The sequence below is a fragment of the Acidovorax sp. DW039 genome, from assembly GCF_037101375.1.
GTDB lineage: Bacteria > Pseudomonadota > Gammaproteobacteria > Burkholderiales > Burkholderiaceae_C > Acidovorax.
The window spans coordinates 2,407,588-2,424,081 of record NZ_AP029019.1 but is presented as its reverse complement, the minus strand read 5'-3'; the positions used below and the strand labels follow the sequence as shown (position 1 = coordinate 2,424,081).

Genomic DNA, 16,494 nt, shown 5'->3' with positions numbered 1-16,494 from the left:
GCAGCCGCCAACTGTAACCGCATTTGAGATGATTTTGGCCTGTAGCGCTTATTCAACAAGCGCAAGCAGCTATTAAATAGATAGCAAACAGCCTAAGCGACCATGCATCATGCAAGGCGGGCTTGGGCCGCCCCGGATACAGACAGATGCAGCTTGCAGGCACCCGAGCCCCGACGGAAGGCGGTGCAGCGGCCACAATGTGCCATGCACAGAACTGATGCCATGCACACCCGCGCCTTTTACCCCACGTCCACCGCTTCTCGTTTTTACGCTGCAACCTCTTCTGCAGCGCCTGCTTCCAGACTTGCAGCGCGCGCACCTGCTCGCTGGTGGGTTGGCGTTGCAGCCTTGGCGATCCTGAGTTTGGCAGGGTGTGCGAGTCAACCGCCTACCACTCCCATTGCCTCTCCCACAGCCTCAACAAGCCTGAATTCCAAGGGAACGCCCTCAGCGTCGGCTGCCACACCGGTCACAACACCGGCCAGCGCCCCTGCCCCATCAGCAGCACAAGCCAGTGCACCTGCTGTAGACCACTCTGCAGCCTTTGCCCAATGGCGGGATGCCTTTGCCGCGCAGGCCCTGGCGGCAGGCATCCGCCCGGAGACGGTGCGCAATGTGCTGGGCAGCGCTCAATGGCAGCCCCGCGTGATTGAGCTGGACCAATCCCAGCCCGAATTCAACCGAACACCCTGGGCCTATCTGGACAGTGCCGTGTCGCGCCAGCGCATTGCGCAAGGCCAGGCGCAGATGGAAACCCACCGGATCATTCTGGATGCCGCCACCCAGCGCTACGGGGTGCCCGCCAGCATCATCACGGCGATCTGGGGCATGGAGAGCAACTACGGGGGCAACTTCGGCAGCTTCCGCGCCGTGGATGCGCTGGCCACACTGGCCTATGAAGGCCGCCGCCGAGACTGGGCCCGCAGCGAGTTGCTGGCCGCCCTGCGCATCATTGACCTGGGCGACATTGCACCCGAGGCCATGGTGGGCTCTTGGGCGGGAGCCATGGGGCACACGCAGTTTTTGCCTTCGGTGTTTTTAGCCCACGCGGTCGATGCAGATGGCGATGGACGCCGCGACATCTGGGGCAGCATTCCGGATGTGGTGGCATCCACCGCCCGCTTTGTGGCGGATGAAGGCTGGGTGCGTGGCGAAGTGTGGGGCACCGAGGTGAAGCTGCCTCCCGGCTTTGACCATGCACGGGCCGAACTGACGGTGCGCCAAAGCGCATCGCAGTGGGCGCAGGAAGGCCTGCGCAGCATGGACGGCACACCGCTGCCCGCCCTGGCATCCGCCTCTGTCATAGAACCTGCCGGTGCCCGCGGGCCTGCGTTTTTGGTGGGGCAGAACTTTCGCACCATCCTGCGCTACAACAACTCGACCAGCTACGCGCTGGCAGTGGCGCTGCTGTCTCAGCGCATGGAGGGCGGCCCCGGCGTGGTGGCGGAGTGGCCGCGCGACCTGCAACCCCTGAATAGGGAGCAGACACGGCAACTGCAAGCTGCCCTGAACGCACGCGGTTTTGACACTGGCACGCCCGACGGCGTTGTAGGCCCCGCCACGCGGGCGGGCTTGCGCCGCTACCAGCAGAGCCAGGGGCTGGTGGCCGACGGCTACCCGACGATTGAGCTGCTGGTGGGGCTGCTCAAGCAGTAGTGTGAGGGGTGCGGCAGTTCGCCCGCCGTTTTGCTTTCTCGCATTCGCCTCAGCGTTGCGTAAGGGAGCACTGATGGCGGGGGCACGAATCCACTGAAACCGTTCACGCTGAGCCTGTCGAAGCGCCGCACAGCCCACGCCCCGGCTTCGACGGGCTCAGCCCGAACGGATTGCTCCAGTGCGACGCGATTCCAGCTCAAGAATTTCCCGCACCGCCCAAGCCGTACTTGCGGATCTTGTCGTGCAAGGTAGTCTTGGGCACGGCCAAGGCCTCGGCAGTGCGGGCCAGGCTGCCCCCCTGCTGGCGAAGGGCCTCCGCAATCAGCGTGCGCTCAAAGGCTTCTACAGAAGCCGCCAGCGTCAGCGCAGGTGCCGGGGCGGCCCCAGCATCCGCAAAAGGGGCTGCGCCTGCCGCCACGCCAAGCACCACGCGCTCGGCCACGTTGCGCAGCTCGCGCACATTGCCGGGCCAGTGGTAGGCCAGCAGCTTGTGCAATTCGCTGGCGGGCAGCTCCGGTGCGTTGCGCTGGTGCCGGGCGGCAGCCGCCATGGTGAAGTGTTCAAACAGCAGGGGCACGTCTTCCCTGCGCTCCCGCAGGGGCGGGAGTTCTACCGTCGCCACGCTCAGGCGGTAGTACAGGTCTTCGCGGAACTTGCCTTGTCGGCACAGTTCCAGCAGGTCTACCTTGGTGGCGGCGACCACGCGGCAGTCGAAGGGAATCAAGGTGTTGGAGCCCAGGCGCTCCAGCACACGCTCTTGCAGAACGCGCAGCAGCTTGATTTGCATGGGCAGAGGCATGCTTTCCACTTCGTCGAGAAACAGCGTGCCGCCACTGGCGTATTCCAGCTTGCCAATGCGGCGTTTGCCTGCTCCCGTGAACGCACCGGCCTCGTTGCCAAACATCTCGCTGTCAAACAGCGTATCGGGCAGGCCGCCACAGTTGATGGCGACAAAGTGGCCTTTGCTGCGGGGGCTGGCCTCATGCAGGCAGCGGGCAGCCAGCTCTTTGCCCGTGCCTGTCTCGCCGTGGATCAGTACATCCACCGTGCTCGCCGCCAGGCCTGCCAGCCGCTCGCGCAGCCGCTGCATGTTGGGGGCACGGCCCATGACCAGCCGCTCAATCACATCACGCTGCTCCAGGCGGCTGCGCAGCTGGCGCACTTCCAGCACCAGCCGCCGCTTGTCGAGCGCACGGCGCACCGCGCCTACCAGTTGCTCGGGCGCAAAAGGCTTCTGGATAAAGTCATGGGCCCCATCTTTCATGGCCTGAACTGCCATGCTCACATCGCCGTGGCCTGTGATTAGCACCACAGGCAGCTCCGGATCAACGCGCATGACCTCCTGAAGAAAGCTCAGACCGTCCATTTTGGGCAGGCGGATATCGCTGACGATGACGCCCCGAAAATCACGCTCCACCAGAGGCCATGCCTTTTCTGCGCTGGAAGCGCTCAGGGTGGCCAAGCCTTCGAGCTGCAACGCCTGCTCACAGCCGAGCACGATGTCGGGATCGTCTTCGACGATCAGTACCTTGAAGTTATCAGTCATCTTGCGTGTGCACCTTGGCTGCAGGCAGTGTGAAATGGAAAACGGCACCGCCCTCGGGGTGGTTGCTGCCGCCCAGCGTGCCGCCAGACTCTTGCACAATGCCCGCCGACAAGGCCAACCCCAGGCCCAGGCCCTCGCCCGCCCCCTTGGTGGTGAAAAAAGGCTCAAAAAGATGTGTCTGGGCGTCCGGGCTCAACCCGGGGCCATGGTCTCGTATCTGCACCTGCACACGGTCGTCATGCTGTTCACAGCGTATGTCGACCACCGGGGCGCTTTCGCCCTGCATCGCATCCAGCGCGTTGTTGATGAGGTTGACCAGCACCTGCTCAACGCGGTTTCCATCACACCAGGCGACGGGCTCGGGCTGCGACAGGTCCATCTGCACGAGTGCGCCAGTCTGGCGGATGCGCGGCTCCAGCACCGACAAGGCGTTGGCGAGGGCAGCCCGCATCTCCACCCGCTGAGGTTGCCCGCTGGACTTGCGGGCAAAGCTGCGCAGCTCGCCGGTGATCAACCCCATGCGGTCAGCCAGCTGCGCAATGCGCTCCAGGTTGACTTGCACCGTCTTCAGATCGCCCCGCTCCAGAAAGCGCACGCTGTTGCCCGACAAGGTGCGTAGCGCCGTCAGCGGCTGGTTGAGTTCATGGGCCACCCCTGTGGCCAACTGGCCAATGACGGCCAGCTTGCCCGCCTGCACCAGTTCATTCTGGGCCGCCCGCAGGGTTTCCTCGGCACGGGTCCGCTCCTGCACCTCGGACTGCAAGCGCTCGTTGGTACTGGACAGGTCGGCGGTGCGCTGTTCTACCTTGCGCTCCAGCTCGTCGTGCGCGGCCTGCAGCGCCTCGCGCGCAGCCAGGCGGTCACGCACATGGCGGCGGCGCTCATTGAGCATGAAGGCCAGCAAGGCCAGAAATGCAGCACCAATGGTGGCAATCAACGCGTAGCTCTGCGCGGCCTCATCTGCGCGGGCCAGGTGAGAGAAGACCGTCAACGTCCAGGGCGTGCCCGGCAACGCACGGGACTGGGTGAGAAAACGGCCAGTCACCGGATAGACCGAGGCCATCTCGGTGCCCTCACGGGCCACTCGCACCACCCGAGCGCCCTGGTCCAGATCACTGAGCACACGCATGTCCAGTGGCTTGAGAGCGCGGCGGTTGTATTGCAAGGTTTGGTCAAACGCCTTGCGCGTGCCCTCGTCCAGCGGCTTGAGGGCGGTGAATTTCCAGTCTGGGACCGAGCTGAGAATCACCACGCCGTTCTCGTCGCTCACGATGACAGGGGCCTCTACCGTAGACCAGGATTGCTCCAGTTGATCCAGGCTGACTTTGGTGACTGCAACCCCCACAGTGCGGCTGCCATCCAGCAAGGCAGAAGCCAGGTAATAACCTGGCTCCCCCCGCGTGGTGCCAATGCCAAACAACCGCCCCGCCCCGGTGCTTAGCGCATCGCGAAAGTAGGCGCGGAAGCGCAGGTCTTCCCCCATGAAGCTGTCGGGCCTGCGCCAGTTGCTGGTGGCAACCACCCGGCCATCCAGATTGATGAGGTAGATGGACAGCGTGCCCGCGCGGTCGTTGAGCTGCTCCAGATAAGCATTGACGCCCTCCACATGGCGGCGCGGTACGGAATCTGCCGATGCGGTGAGCAGGTTCACCACGTCTTTCTGCAGCTCCAGCGTGCCCGGCAGAAAGGCAAACTTGCTGATCTCACGCTGCAGGCTCGCCGTATAAAGCTCCAGCCTGTGCAAGCCAGTGGCCTGGATCTGCGCCTGCCCCATGCGCTGCGCCAGCGCGTAAGCGATGAAACCGCTCAGCAATACGGCCCCCAACAGGAGCAGTACGGTCACGCGGCGCAAGGATCGAGGGGAAGGCATGGCAATGGATTTGATGTTAGCAGCGCATGGCTGAGCCTGGACGTGTCTGTGAGCCGTGCAAAGGTCAGCAATCGCTCTCGCATGAAATGGATGCGGCAAACCACTCCGTCCATCTCAAAACAAAAAGGCTGGAGCGAACCAGCCTTCTTGCAGCATTGTGTCAGCCAGACTGCGCATTGCCGCCTGCGCTCAGATGACGCCTTACGCAGCGGGCTGGGCAGCGGGTTGTGCCGCCTCATCGTCGCCAGGCGCGGGAATCATTTCTTCGCGCTCGGCCAGTGCGTCAGGCACGGGGTCCACCGCTCCTTCCCACTTAGCCACCACCGCAGTCGCAATGGCGTTACCCATCACATTGGTCAGGGTACGCCCCATGTCCAGGAAGTGATCGATACCCAGAATCAGCAGCACGCCAGCCTCAGGCAGGTGGAACATCGGCAACACCGCTGCCACCACTACCAGTGACGCACGCGGCACGCCTGCAATACCCTTGCTGGACACCATCAGCACCAGCAGCATGGTGATCTGGGCGGACAAAGGCATGTCAATGCCGTACGCCTGGGCAATGAAGATGGCCGCAAAGGTGGTGTAGATCATGGAGCCGTCGAGGTTGAACGAATAGCCCAGTGGCAGCACAAAGCCTGTCACCTTGGGCTTGATGCCGAACTTCTCCAGCTGCTCCATCAACTTGGGGTACACCGATTCACTGCTCGCGGTAGAGAAGCCAATCAGCATGGGGGTGCGAATGAGCTTGAGCAAGCGAAACACATCACGCCCCAGAACGATGTAGCCCGCAAATATCAGCACGACCCACAGCGCCGCAAGTGCCAGATAGAAGCTGAGCATGAAACGGCCAAACACCCCCAGCATGCCCAGGCCCTGCGTGGTGATGGCACCAGCAACCGCACCGAACACACCTACCGGGGCAAAGCGCATCACATAGTCCGTCACCTTCAGCATGACGTGCACTACCTCGTCCAGTGTGGCGACCAATGTGCGAGCGGCCTGATTGTGCAGATGCCCCAGAGCCAGACCAAAGAACAAAGAAAACACCAGAATCTGCAGGATGGCGTTGTTGGCCATGGACTCCACGATGCTCTTGGGGAACACCTGCGCTATGAAGTCACGCAGATTCAGGGCACCCGTCTTGAGCTGGGTTGAGGCCCCCACTTCGGGCAATGGGATGGTCAGCCCGCTGCCGGGTTGCGTCACGTTGGCGATGACCAGACCCAAAGCCAGCGAAATCAGCGATGCCCCCATGAACCATGCCACGGCGCGCGTGCCAATGCGGCCGACAGTGCGGGAGTCTCCCATGCTGGCCATGCCTGCTGCCAAGGTGGCAAACACCAAGGGCGCGATGATCATCTTGATCATGCGCAGGAAGATGTCGGTGAGCAGGCCGAAATAGCCTGCAATTTCCTTGGCTGCCTCAGGGGTAGGTGCCCACGCGTGGCACGCGTATCCCACAACGACCCCCAAAACCATGGCCACAATGACCATCGTGGTCAGACGATTGAGTTTCATGCGAAGTTCTATGGATGAATGAAAAAAGAAAACCGGTCGCGGCGTTTCCTTGGTCCACAGAACGCCGCACTCCAGCAACAGGCTAGGACAAGGCGGCTACCAGCGCAGCCGCAGGCGCATAAGTAATGAGCTGCGGGTGCGATGCAAGAGGCAGCAAAGACGAAGTGCAGACCACAGCCAGTGATCCACCCTTGACGTGATGAGGCATGGTTTTGTCTCCAATGAAGGTGGCCGCGTCATGCGCGGTCTGCCACTTTCATTGCATGCACCATGCCAAGCTGCAAGCGGGCTGCCATCCGCTGCAAGCTATTGATTTTCAAGAGTTTTCGGCTTTGCGAGAAATCGGCGACATTCGGTTTTCCGAACAAACGCCAGCCATGTCGCACGAATAGCCGGATATCCTGACGTGGGCGGCCAAGTCACCGCCAAAAAAGAAAAGCCGACCCGAAGGTCGGCTTTCAGAGAGCGGGGAACCCTTCTGCCTCAATCGGCAGTGGCTTCCTCAGGCTCGGTAGGCTCTGCCTTGGCAGAACGTTCCTTTTTGGGCAGTGGTTGAATGTCCAGTTTGACCTCTGGTGTTTCCACGCCCTTTTCGTCCGTCTTGACCTCAATATCCACAGTCAAGCGACCACCCTCGGTCAAACGACCAAACAGCAGTTCATCAGCCAGGGCACGGCGGATGGTGTCCTGAATCAGACGCTGCATAGGCCGTGCGCCCATCAGAGGATCGAAGCCCTTCTTCGCCAGGTGCTTGCGCAGCCCATCGGTAAATGTGACCTCCACCTTCTTCTCGGCAAGCTGGGTTTCCAGCTGCAGAAGGAACTTGTCGACCACGCGCAAAATGATCTGCTCATCCAGCGCCTTGAAGTTGACGATGGCATCCAGGCGGTTGCGGAACTCGGGGGTGAACAAGCGCTTGATATCGCCCATTTCATCACCAGCCTGCCGCGGGTTGGTAAACCCGATGGTGGCCTTGTTCATCGTCTCGGCACCCGCATTCGTGGTCATGATGATGAGCACGTTGCGGAAGTCGGCCTTGCGACCGTTGTTGTCTGTCAGCGTGCCATGGTCCATGACCTGCAGCAACACGTTGAAGATGTCGGGATGCGCCTTCTCGATTTCGTCAAGCAGCAGCACCGCATGTGGCTTCTTCGTGATGGCTTCGGTCAACAGACCACCTTGGTCAAAGCCCACGTAGCCGGGAGGCGCACCGATCAGGCGGCTGACGGCATGGCGCTCCATGTACTCGGACATATCGAAGCGAATCAGCTCAATGCCCATGATGTAGGCCAGCTGCTTGGCAGCTTCGGTCTTGCCGACGCCAGTGGGACCACTGAACAGGAACGAGCCGATGGGTTTATCCCCCTTGCCCAAGCCTGAGCGCGCCATCTTGACGGCAGACGCGAGCACTTCCAGCGCCTTGTCCTGGCCAAAAACGACACTCTTGAGGTCGCGTTCCAGGGTCTGCAGCTTGCTGCGGTCGTCGTTGGAAACGTTGGCGGGCGGAATGCGGGCGATCTTTGCAACGATCTCCTCAATCTCGGCCTTGCCAATGGTCTTCTTGCGCTTGCTGGGCACAAGAATGCGCTGGGCGGCACCCGCTTCATCGATGACGTCGATCGCCTTGTCGGGCAGATGGCGGTCATTGATGTACTTGGCGCTCAGCTCGGCGGCGGCCTGCAGTGCGGCTGCCGCGTACTTGACGCTGTGGTGCTCCTCAAAACGGCTCTTGAGGCCCTTGAGGATGTCCACCGTCTCAGCCACCGTAGGCTCCACCACATCCACCTTCTGGAAGCGGCGGGACAGCGCAGCGTCTTTCTCAAAGATGCCACGGTATTCCGTGAAAGTGGTCGCGCCGATGCACTTGAGCTGACCGCTGGAGAGCGCAGGCTTCAAGAGATTGGAGGCATCCAGGGTACCGCCCGATGCAGCCCCCGCACCGATGAGCGTGTGAATCTCATCAATGAACAGGATGGCGTTGGGCTTGTCCTTGAGCGACTTGAGCACGCCCTTGAGGCGTTGCTCGAAATCGCCCCGGTACTTGGTGCCTGCCAGCAGAGCGCCCATGTCCAGCGAATACACCGTGGCTTCAGCCAGGATTTCAGGCACATCGTTTTGCGTGATGCGCCAGGCCAGGCCCTCAGCAATGGCGGTTTTGCCCACCCCAGCCTCACCCACCAGCAGCGGATTGTTCTTGCGCCGACGGCACAGGATCTGGATGGTGCGCTCCACCTCGTAGTGGCGGCCAATCAGCGGATCAATCTTGCCGTCTTTGGCGGCCTGATTGAGGTTCTGGGTGTACTGCTCCAGCGGAGACGCCTTCTCGCTCCGCTCGCCACCACTCTCCTCGCTCTCGGCCTGATTTTCAGCCTTGGCTGGCTCTGGTGGCTCGCCCTTCTTGATGCCGTGGGCGATGAAGTTCACCACGTCTAGGCGTGTCACGCCTTGCTGGTGCAGGTAGTACACAGCGTGCGAGTCTTTTTCGCCAAAAATGGCGACCAGCACATTGGCACCAGTCACTTCCTTCTTGCCGTTGCCCGTGGATTGCACGTGCATGATGGCGCGCTGGATCACCCGCTGGAAACCCAGCGTAGGTTGTGTGTCCACCTCATCGGTTCCGGCGACCTGAGGCGTGTTGTCTTTGATGAAGTTCGCCAGCGACGAACGCAGGTCGTCGATATTGGCAGAACACGCGCGCAGCACCTCCGCTGCGCTGGGGTTATCGAGCAATGCAAGCAACAGATGCTCCACGGTAATGAACTCGTGGCGCTGCTGACGGGCCTCAACAAAGGCCATGTGCAAGCTGACTTCCAGTTCCTGGGCAATCATGTGAACTCCTTTGTGCTTGCGTGGAAGGGATGACTTTAGATCGGGATCAAAAACCTGTTATTCAACAGGCTCACTGACACATTGGAGAGGATGCCCAGCCTTGGAGGCTGCATCGAGCACCTGCTCCACCTTGGTAGCTGCTATGTCGCGGGAATAAACACCGCAGACACCTTTGCCATCCAGGTGGATCTTCAACATGATCTGGGTGGCCTGCTCACGGTCCTTGCTGAAAAACTCCTGCAAGATCACGACGACGAACTCCATGGGTGTGTAGTCATCGTTGAGCATGACCACCTGGTACATCTGCGGCGGCTTGGTCTGCTGAGTGCGTCGTTCGAGAACGACCGAACCGCCATCATCCCGCGCGGGCCGTGATACGGGCTGCGCGGTGGGGGGAGAAGGTGGTTTTGTTGCCATGAAAATCATTCTAGCGACCCGGCAGGCCGGTTGTCGCTAGAGAAATCTGATGATCTGACTCTATTTTTCAAGAGCGTGCGTGGATAAATGTCCAGCAGCACCATCAGCCTAGTCGTAGACCACGGAGGTCGTGCCCGATCCCGCCTGCGCACTCCATGCCGCCAAGGCAGCATCCGTGGGGTAGAACCGGCTGCCCTCGCCCAACTGCAGCTCTGCCACTGCAGGGCCGTGTTCGGATTGGCACTTGACTCCCATGCGCACACGCAGCCCGTGGAAGACATCGCCTTCTTCGAGTTCTTCTCGATGAGGAGGAAATTCGGACACCAGCCGATGAACATCGGGTTGGCGGTCACCCATGAGGATGTGCAGGTACTTGCCAAAGCGACAACGCGCTCCTGCCATATCCCACACCTGCTGCACCTTCACGCGAAGCCCTCCGCTGAAGTGGTCCATCTGCAGGCGCCCCATCACGACCACAAACTCGTCTTCTTTGAGTTGATTGCGGTAGGTGTTCAACAGGGCTTCGTCGGCGGACGCCTCAATCATTCCGGACTTGTCATCCAGCTTGAACAAGCCCAGCTTGCCGCGTTGGCCGTTGATCACCCGGAAATCGCTGATGATGCCGGCGAGCACCTGTGGCTCGCGGCTGTCCATCAACTCATCGATCTGTGTCCGCACAAATTTGCGGACCTCAGCAGACACCTCATCAAACAAATGGCCGGACAGGTAGAAACCTACCGCGGTTTTCTCCTGGGTCAGTCGTTCCTTGATTCCCCAGGGAATCGCATCAACCAGCTCCGGCTCCTGTGTGCTGGAGCCATGGGCGTCGTCTCCCATCATGTCAAACAGACCACCCTGGTTCACGTTGGCCAAGGTGGCCGCGGCGAAGTCGAAGGCTCGGTCGATGGATGCAACCAACGCGGCCCGGTTCATGTTGAGTGAATCAAAAGCGCCCGCCTTGATCAGTGCTTCCACAGTGCGCTTGTTCATGCGCCCTTTGTCCACCCGCACGCAAAAGTCAAACAAGCTCTTGAATGGTCCTTTGGTGGAGCCGCGCGGCCCTTCGCCACGGCCTTCACGCGCCGCCACCATGGCTTCAATCGCCTGTTGACCCGTACCTTTGATCGCCCCCAGGCCGTACCGTATGACCTTGTCGGTCACCGGCTCGAAACGATAGAAGCCACGGTTGATATCGGGCGGCTCGAAGCTCAGGCCGAAGTTTTTGACGGCATCTTCATACAGCACCTTGAGCTTGTCGGTGTCATCCATTTCCACCGTCATGTTGGCGCAGAAGAACTCCGCCGTGTAGTGCACCTTCAGCCAGCCTGTGTGATAGGCCAACAGGGAATAGGCCGCAGCGTGCGACTTGTTGAAGCCGTAGCCCGCAAACTTTTCCATCAGGTCAAAAACCTCGTCGGCCTTGTCCTGATCAATACCCTTCTCCGCGGCGCCCTTGCGGAAGATGGCGCGGTGCTCCGCCATCTCTTCGGCCTTTTTCTTGCCCATGGCTCGGCGCAGCATGTCGGCACCACCAAGACTGTAGCCTCCCAGCACCTGAGCCGTTTGCATCACCTGTTCCTGGTACACCATGATCCCGTAGGTTTCAGCCAGCACGGGCTCGACCAGCGGGTGGGGGTATTCCACAGGTTCCTTGCCGTGTTTGCGGTTCACGAACGTAGGAATCAGGTCCATCGGACCCGGACGGTACAACGCGTTCAGGGCAATCAGGTCCTCCAGACGGCTGGGGCGCGCTTCCTTGAGCATGCCCTGCATGCCACGGCTTTCAAACTGGAACACAGCTTCCGTCTTGCCATCAGAAAAGAGCCTGTAGGTGGGCGCATCGTCCAGGGGGATGTTCTCGAACGCAAAGTTCTCCTGCCCCTTGTGGCGCTTCATGATGAACTCGCGAGCGATTTCCAGGATCGTCAGCGTGGCCAAGCCCAAGAAGTCGAACTTCACGAGGCCGATAGCCTCCACGTCATCCTTGTCGTACTGGCTTACAGCCGACTCACTGCCGGGCTGCTGATAAAGCGGACAAAAATCCGTCAGCTTGCCGGGAGCGATCAACACACCGCCCGCGTGCATGCCAATGTTGCGGGTCATGCCTTCGAGCTTCTGCGCCATCTCGATGACGGTCTTGACGTCTTCCTCCTTGCGTACGCGCTCGTACAGCATGGGTTCCAGCTCCAGGGCGTAGTTGTTTTTGTCCCCTTCCTTCTTCACCTCGGGCGGATAAGCCAAGGTGTAGGACATGCCCGGCTTGCCAGGAACCAGCTTGGAGATGCCATCACAGAACGTGTAGCTCATGTCCATGACGCGGCCCACGTCCCGTATCGCAGCCTTGGCAGCCATGGTGCCGAAGGTCGCGATCTGGCTGACGGCGTTCTTGCCGTACTTGTCCTTCACATAGTCGATCACGCGGTCGCGGTTGGACTGGCAAAAGTCGATATCGAAGTCAGGCATCGAAACCCGCTCGGGGTTCAGAAAGCGCTCGAACAGCAAGTTGTATTGCAACGGGTCCAGGTCCGTGATTTTCAGTGCATACGCCACAAGCGAACCTGCTCCAGACCCCCGTCCAGGCCCGACAGGGCAACCATTGTTCTTGGCCCACTGAATGAAGTCACCCACGATGAGGAAGTACCCGGGGAACCCCATCTTGAGAATGGTGCCCAACTCAAACTCCAGACGCTCCACATAACGGGGGCGCTGCTTCTCACGCTCCGCTTCGTCAGGAAACAGGTGCGCAAGGCGTTCGTCCAGCCCCTGGAATGACGCAAACCGGAAATACTCGTCGATGGGCATTCCGTTGGGCGTCGGAAAATCAGGCAAGCGCGGTTTGCCCAGCACCAAGGTCAGACTACAGCGCTTGGCGATTTCCCCCGTATTCGCAAGCGCAGACGGAACGTCTGCAAACAGGGTCTGCATCTGCTGTGCAGACTTGAAATACTGCTCTCGCGTAAACCGACGCACCCGTTTGGGGTTTGCAAGGATCTCGCCCCCTGCGATACATACGCGGGCCTCATGGGCTTCGAAATCATCGGGCGTGAGGAACTGAATGGGATGGGTGGCAACCACCGGCAAATTCAACCGCGCCGCCAATGGAACAGCCGCTGCTACATGAGCCTCATCATCCACCCGGCCTGCACGTTGGAGTTCTATGTAAAACCGGTGGGTGAATATACGGGCCAGTCGCAGCGCGGTATCTGCAGCGCCTTGCTCATCGCCCTTCAAAAGGGCTTGCCCCACAGGCCCGGCCTGTGCACCAGACAGGGCAATGAGCCCTTCTGAAAGTTCCTCCAGCCATGCCCAGGTACACACGGCAAGGTTCTTGACCACGTTCTTGGTCCAGGCCCTGGCCAGCAACTCTGAGAGATTCAGATAGCCTTGCTTGCTCTGCACCAGCACAAGAACGCGCGAAGGGTCGGCACCCGCTTCACCCTCCAGAAAAATCTCAGCGCCCAACAGGGGCTTCACGCCCTTGCCGCGGCCCTCTTTATAGAACTTGATGGCCCCAAAAAGGTTATTGAGATCGGTGATGGCAAGGGCCGGTTGCCCATCGGCCGCGGCGGCTTTGACCACCTCATCGATACGGGTGGTCCCGTCAACGACGGAGAACTCTGTGTGCAGGCGCAAGTGAACGTACATCCCTCCATTGTAGAAAGGCAGTGCACTCCATCCTCCTCATGTAGCAACGTTCAGCCACCGCAAAGCCGACCATTACAATGGCCTCATTGCCCGCTCCACCGGAGGCCTGCTTTCGCAGACCCGCCCGGGGATGAGCGGAATGCCATGTGTTTATTGCCTGAAAGCTGCCTGCAATGCGTCTTGCCCCTCAGTTTCTCTGCACCGCCCTGCTCGCTTCGCTGGTCCTCGCGGGCTGCTCCAGCACACCTGAAGACAAAACGGCGGGCTGGAGTCCCAACCGCATCCACTCGGAAGCCAAAGATGAAATGAACAGCGGTGCCTATGACAAGGCAGTGCCGCTGCTGGAAAAGCTGGAGGGCCGGGCTGCCGGTACGCCTCTGGCGCAACAGGCTCAACTCGACAAGGCTTACGCCCAGTACAAGGGCGGCGAGAAGGCGCAGGCGATTGCTACGCTGGATCGCTTCATCAAGCTGCATCCCGCCAGCCCCGCGCTGGACTACGCCCTCTACCTCAAGGGCCTTGTCAATTTCAATGACAACCTTGGGCTGTTTTCCTGGATCTCCCGGCAGGATCTGTCCGAACGCGATCAAAAGGCGGCGAAGGATTCCTTTGAATCCTTCAACGAACTGGTCACGCGCTTCCCAGAGTCCCGCTACGCGCTCGATTCCAAGCAGCGCATGACCTACATCGTGAATTCACTGGCGCAGTATGAGGTTCACGTCGCCCGTTACTACTACGAGCGCGGTGCCTATGTAGCCGCCGTGAACAGGGCGCAAATTGCCCTGTCCGACTACAAGGATGTGCCAGCGCTGGAAGAAGCGCTCTACATTCTGATCAAGTCCTACGACGCCTTGGGCATGACGCAGTTGCGGGACGATGCCCAGCGGGTCATGACTGCGTCCTACCCTCAAAGCAGCTACCTGCGCGAGGGCTTCAAGGCCAAGTCGGATCCGTGGTGGAAGTTCTGGTAAGTAGCGCCAGCGCGTTCAAAGCGCTGTGAAATGCCTCTTTGCCCTCCAGCCTTTTCATGGGGGGCAAGGTGGTGAGCAGGCGTTTGCCATACCCCATCCTGATGAGGCGGGTATCTGCAATCACCAAAACACCGCGATCTGATTCGTGCCTTATCAGACGCCCCGCTCCCTGCTTGAGAGCCACGGCAGCCTCCGGTAAAGCGCATTCCATGAAGGGCTTTCCGCCTGATGCCTGTACTTTGGCCGAGCGCGCATCCAGCAACGGGTCACCCGGGGGAGGAAACGGCAATTTGTCGATCACCACCAGTTGCAGGGCCTGGCCGGGCACATCAAAACCTTCCCAAAAACTGGCCGACGCCACCAGTACACAGCCGGAAGCACTGGACTGACCTGCCGCCCTGAAGCGCTCCATCAGCTGTCGCTTGCCGCCCTCGCCTTGCACCAGCACCTCCAGCGATGATCCACGCCGGGTCAACGCCTCTCGCAATGCCTGACCAATGGCGGACAAAGCCTTCAGCGTGGTGGTCAGCACCAGGGTTCGTCCACCCAAGAGTTCCGCGGCCTCAGTAACCAAAGCAGCAACAGCAGGGCCGTGAGCAGGATCAGCAGGAGCTGGAAACTCTTCTGGAACATATAGACCAGCTTGGTCTTCGTAGCGGAACGGGCTGTCCACACGAATGACTTCAGCCCCCTGCAAACCACAGCGCCGGGTAAACCAGGTCAGGGCTTCATCGTGTCCCAGGGTGGCAGATGTAAAAATCCATGATCGACCCGGGCCTTGGGAAGCCACCGGCCAGCCATCCTCATCCACCTGCTCACGAGCCGTCTGCAGCACCTTTGACTGCATGGTGTCAGCAATGTCGAGCGGGGACTCCACCAGCCGCACCGTAGAGCCCGCATCCAGCCAGCGTACGCTGCCATCTTGCGCTGGAGCTTGAAACCGGCTAAGTCGCAGCAGCAATTCCGCACCTCGCTCTGCAAGACGTGACAGGTCAGGCGACACCTGCGCAAAAGCATCCAAGGCGCGTGTCAGATCGGCGCAGCATTGCTCCAGCCTCCCCAGCGCCAGAGGCCACCAGCTCGGGTCGGTACCCTCTGGAACCTCTTGGGTCCATGCTACTTTGGGTCCGCCAGGAGCCTGGGCGAACTGATCGCGCCATTGGCGTACAGCAAGCTGCAAAGCAGAACTCAGCCCCGGCCAGTCAGCAAAACCGCGTGCGTGAGACAGCCCCGCGGTCAAAGCATCTTGGGCAAAATCGGTGAACTGCCCGGAAGTGAGTTGAGCACCAAGGAACTGAACACCCGCATCATTGAGTTGATGGGCTTCATCGAATACGACAACGCGCACGGTAGGCAATAGCTCTGCAACGCCAGATTCGCGCACGGCGATGTCCGCAAAAAAAAGATGGTGGTTCACCACCACCACGTCTGACGCAAGTGCCTTGCGGCGTGCCTGGTTCACATGACAGTCTTTGAACAATGGGCACTGGGAGCCCAGGCAATTGTCACGCGTAGAAGTCACAAGAGGAATGACGGGTGACTGCTCGTCCAGAGTTGCCAGCTCAGCCAAGTCTCCCGCCACGGTGGAATGGGACCACTCCTCCACCTTAGCGAGCAGACGGGCCAACCGTCTGTCCTCCGCCCCAATGCCTTGACGAGCAAGACTCAGCCGATGCATGCACAGATAACTGGAGCGCCCCTTCAGCAACGCCGCCTTGACAGGCACCTGCAGCAACGCAGCCAGTTTCGGGATATCACGCGCAAAAAGTTGGTCCTGCAAGGCCTTGGTAGCTGTGGAGAGCAGAACCCTTTCGCCGCACAACAAGGCAGGAACGAGGTAAGCATAGGTCTTGCCGACCCCTGTTCCTGCCTCTACCACGAGTTCCCCGCCGCGTGCCATGGTCCGGGCCACGGCCGCTGCCATGCGCATCTGCCCCAGTCGGGGTTGATAGGCTGGCTCAGAGCGTGCCAACACTCCCTCTTCCGCAAAAATGGACTCTACAACGGCTTCAAGAGAGTCATTCATGGGGTTCTACAGC

11 protein-coding genes are annotated in these 16,494 nt (G+C 60.5%); 3 read left to right on the top strand and 8 right to left on the bottom strand.

Annotation, left to right across the window (positions count from 1 at the left end; genetic code table 11):
* The first annotated feature begins 222 nt into the window (after window positions 1-222).
* Window positions 223-1,656 (top strand): lytic murein transglycosylase, encoded by a 1,434-nt coding sequence (locus AACH87_RS10710; RefSeq protein WP_338798803.1) that lies wholly within the window; start codon window positions 223-225, stop codon window positions 1,654-1,656.
* A 196-nt stretch (window positions 1,657-1,852) separates the two neighbouring features.
* Here AACH87_RS10710 and AACH87_RS10705 read toward each other — a convergent pair whose 3' ends face one another.
* The 4 genes from AACH87_RS10705 to AACH87_RS10690 form a co-directional block, all read right to left on the bottom strand.
* Window positions 1,853-3,202, bottom strand: a complete 1,350-nt coding sequence (locus AACH87_RS10705; RefSeq protein ID WP_338798802.1) for a sigma-54 dependent transcriptional regulator — start codon at window positions 3,200-3,202, stop codon at window positions 1,853-1,855.
* Entirely contained in the window at window positions 3,195-5,072 is a 1,878-nt protein-coding gene (locus AACH87_RS10700; protein ID WP_338798801.1) for an ATP-binding protein, read from the bottom strand. Before AACH87_RS10700 ends, AACH87_RS10705 begins: the two co-directional genes overlap by 8 nt.
* A gap of 201 nt (window positions 5,073-5,273) precedes the next feature.
* Window positions 5,274-6,593, bottom strand: coding sequence for a dicarboxylate/amino acid:cation symporter (locus tag AACH87_RS10695; protein WP_338798800.1), 1,320 nt, complete (start codon window positions 6,591-6,593; stop codon window positions 5,274-5,276).
* An 82-nt stretch (window positions 6,594-6,675) separates the two neighbouring features.
* Window positions 6,676-6,801, bottom strand: a complete 126-nt coding sequence (locus tag AACH87_RS10690; RefSeq protein ID WP_338798799.1) for a hypothetical protein — start codon at window positions 6,799-6,801, stop codon at window positions 6,676-6,678.
* 55 nt (window positions 6,802-6,856) lie between these two features.
* Here AACH87_RS10690 and AACH87_RS10685 point away from each other — a divergent pair, with 55 nt between their 5' ends.
* Window positions 6,857-6,985: a hypothetical protein gene (locus AACH87_RS10685; protein WP_338798798.1), complete on the top strand. Its 129-nt coding sequence runs from the start codon at window positions 6,857-6,859 to the stop codon at window positions 6,983-6,985.
* Between the two features lie 91 nt (window positions 6,986-7,076).
* Here the strand turns inward: AACH87_RS10685 and clpA are convergent, their stop codons facing one another.
* The 3 genes from clpA to dnaE form a co-directional block, all read right to left on the bottom strand.
* A complete protein-coding gene (gene clpA / locus AACH87_RS10680; RefSeq protein WP_338798797.1) occupies window positions 7,077-9,422 on the bottom strand; it encodes an ATP-dependent Clp protease ATP-binding subunit ClpA in 2,346 nt (781 codons plus the stop codon).
* 57 nt (window positions 9,423-9,479) lie between these two features.
* Window positions 9,480-9,848, bottom strand: a complete 369-nt coding sequence (gene clpS, locus AACH87_RS10675) for an ATP-dependent Clp protease adapter ClpS (protein ID WP_338798796.1) — start codon at window positions 9,846-9,848, stop codon at window positions 9,480-9,482.
* Window positions 9,849-9,947: 99 nt separating this feature from the next.
* A complete protein-coding gene (gene dnaE / locus AACH87_RS10670) occupies window positions 9,948-13,484 on the bottom strand; it encodes a DNA polymerase III subunit alpha (protein ID WP_338798795.1) in 3,537 nt (1,178 codons plus the stop codon).
* Window positions 13,485-13,657: 173 nt separating this feature from the next.
* On the opposite strand from dnaE, the gene AACH87_RS10665 reads away from it, so the two are divergent.
* Complete coding sequence (locus AACH87_RS10665) at window positions 13,658-14,455, top strand: outer membrane protein assembly factor BamD (protein ID WP_338798793.1); 798 nt, start codon at window positions 13,658-13,660, stop codon at window positions 14,453-14,455.
* Here AACH87_RS10665 and AACH87_RS10660 read toward each other — a convergent pair.
* Window positions 14,418-16,481, bottom strand: a complete 2,064-nt coding sequence (locus tag AACH87_RS10660) for an ATP-dependent DNA helicase (protein WP_338798792.1) — start codon at window positions 16,479-16,481, stop codon at window positions 14,418-14,420. The genes AACH87_RS10665 and AACH87_RS10660 overlap by 38 nt on opposite strands.
* Window positions 16,482-16,494 lie beyond the last annotated feature (13 nt).

Excerpts from the sequence above, each read along its gene's own strand:
- AACH87_RS10690 (WP_338798799.1), bottom strand. The coding sequence starts at position 6,801 with ATGCCTCATCACGTCAAGGGTGGATCACTGGCTGTGGTCTGCACTTCG.
- clpA (WP_338798797.1), bottom strand. The coding sequence starts at position 9,422 with ATGATTGCCCAGGAACTGGAAGTCAGCTTGCACATGGCCTTTGTTGAG.
- clpS (WP_338798796.1), bottom strand. The coding sequence starts at position 9,848 with ATGATTTTCATGGCAACAAAACCACCTTCTCCCCCCACCGCGCAGCCC.
- AACH87_RS10695 (WP_338798800.1), bottom strand. The coding sequence starts at position 6,593 with ATGAAACTCAATCGTCTGACCACGATGGTCATTGTGGCCATGGTTTTG.
- AACH87_RS10710 (WP_338798803.1), top strand. The coding sequence starts at position 223 with ATGCACACCCGCGCCTTTTACCCCACGTCCACCGCTTCTCGTTTTTAC.
- AACH87_RS10665 (WP_338798793.1), top strand. The coding sequence starts at position 13,658 with ATGCGTCTTGCCCCTCAGTTTCTCTGCACCGCCCTGCTCGCTTCGCTG.
- AACH87_RS10660 (WP_338798792.1), bottom strand. The coding sequence starts at position 16,481 with ATGAATGACTCTCTTGAAGCCGTTGTAGAGTCCATTTTTGCGGAAGAG.
- AACH87_RS10685 (WP_338798798.1), top strand. The coding sequence starts at position 6,857 with ATGCACCATGCCAAGCTGCAAGCGGGCTGCCATCCGCTGCAAGCTATT.
- AACH87_RS10705 (WP_338798802.1), bottom strand. The coding sequence starts at position 3,202 with ATGACTGATAACTTCAAGGTACTGATCGTCGAAGACGATCCCGACATC.
- AACH87_RS10700 (WP_338798801.1), bottom strand. The coding sequence starts at position 5,072 with ATGCCTTCCCCTCGATCCTTGCGCCGCGTGACCGTACTGCTCCTGTTG.
- dnaE (WP_338798795.1), bottom strand. The coding sequence starts at position 13,484 with ATGTACGTTCACTTGCGCCTGCACACAGAGTTCTCCGTCGTTGACGGG.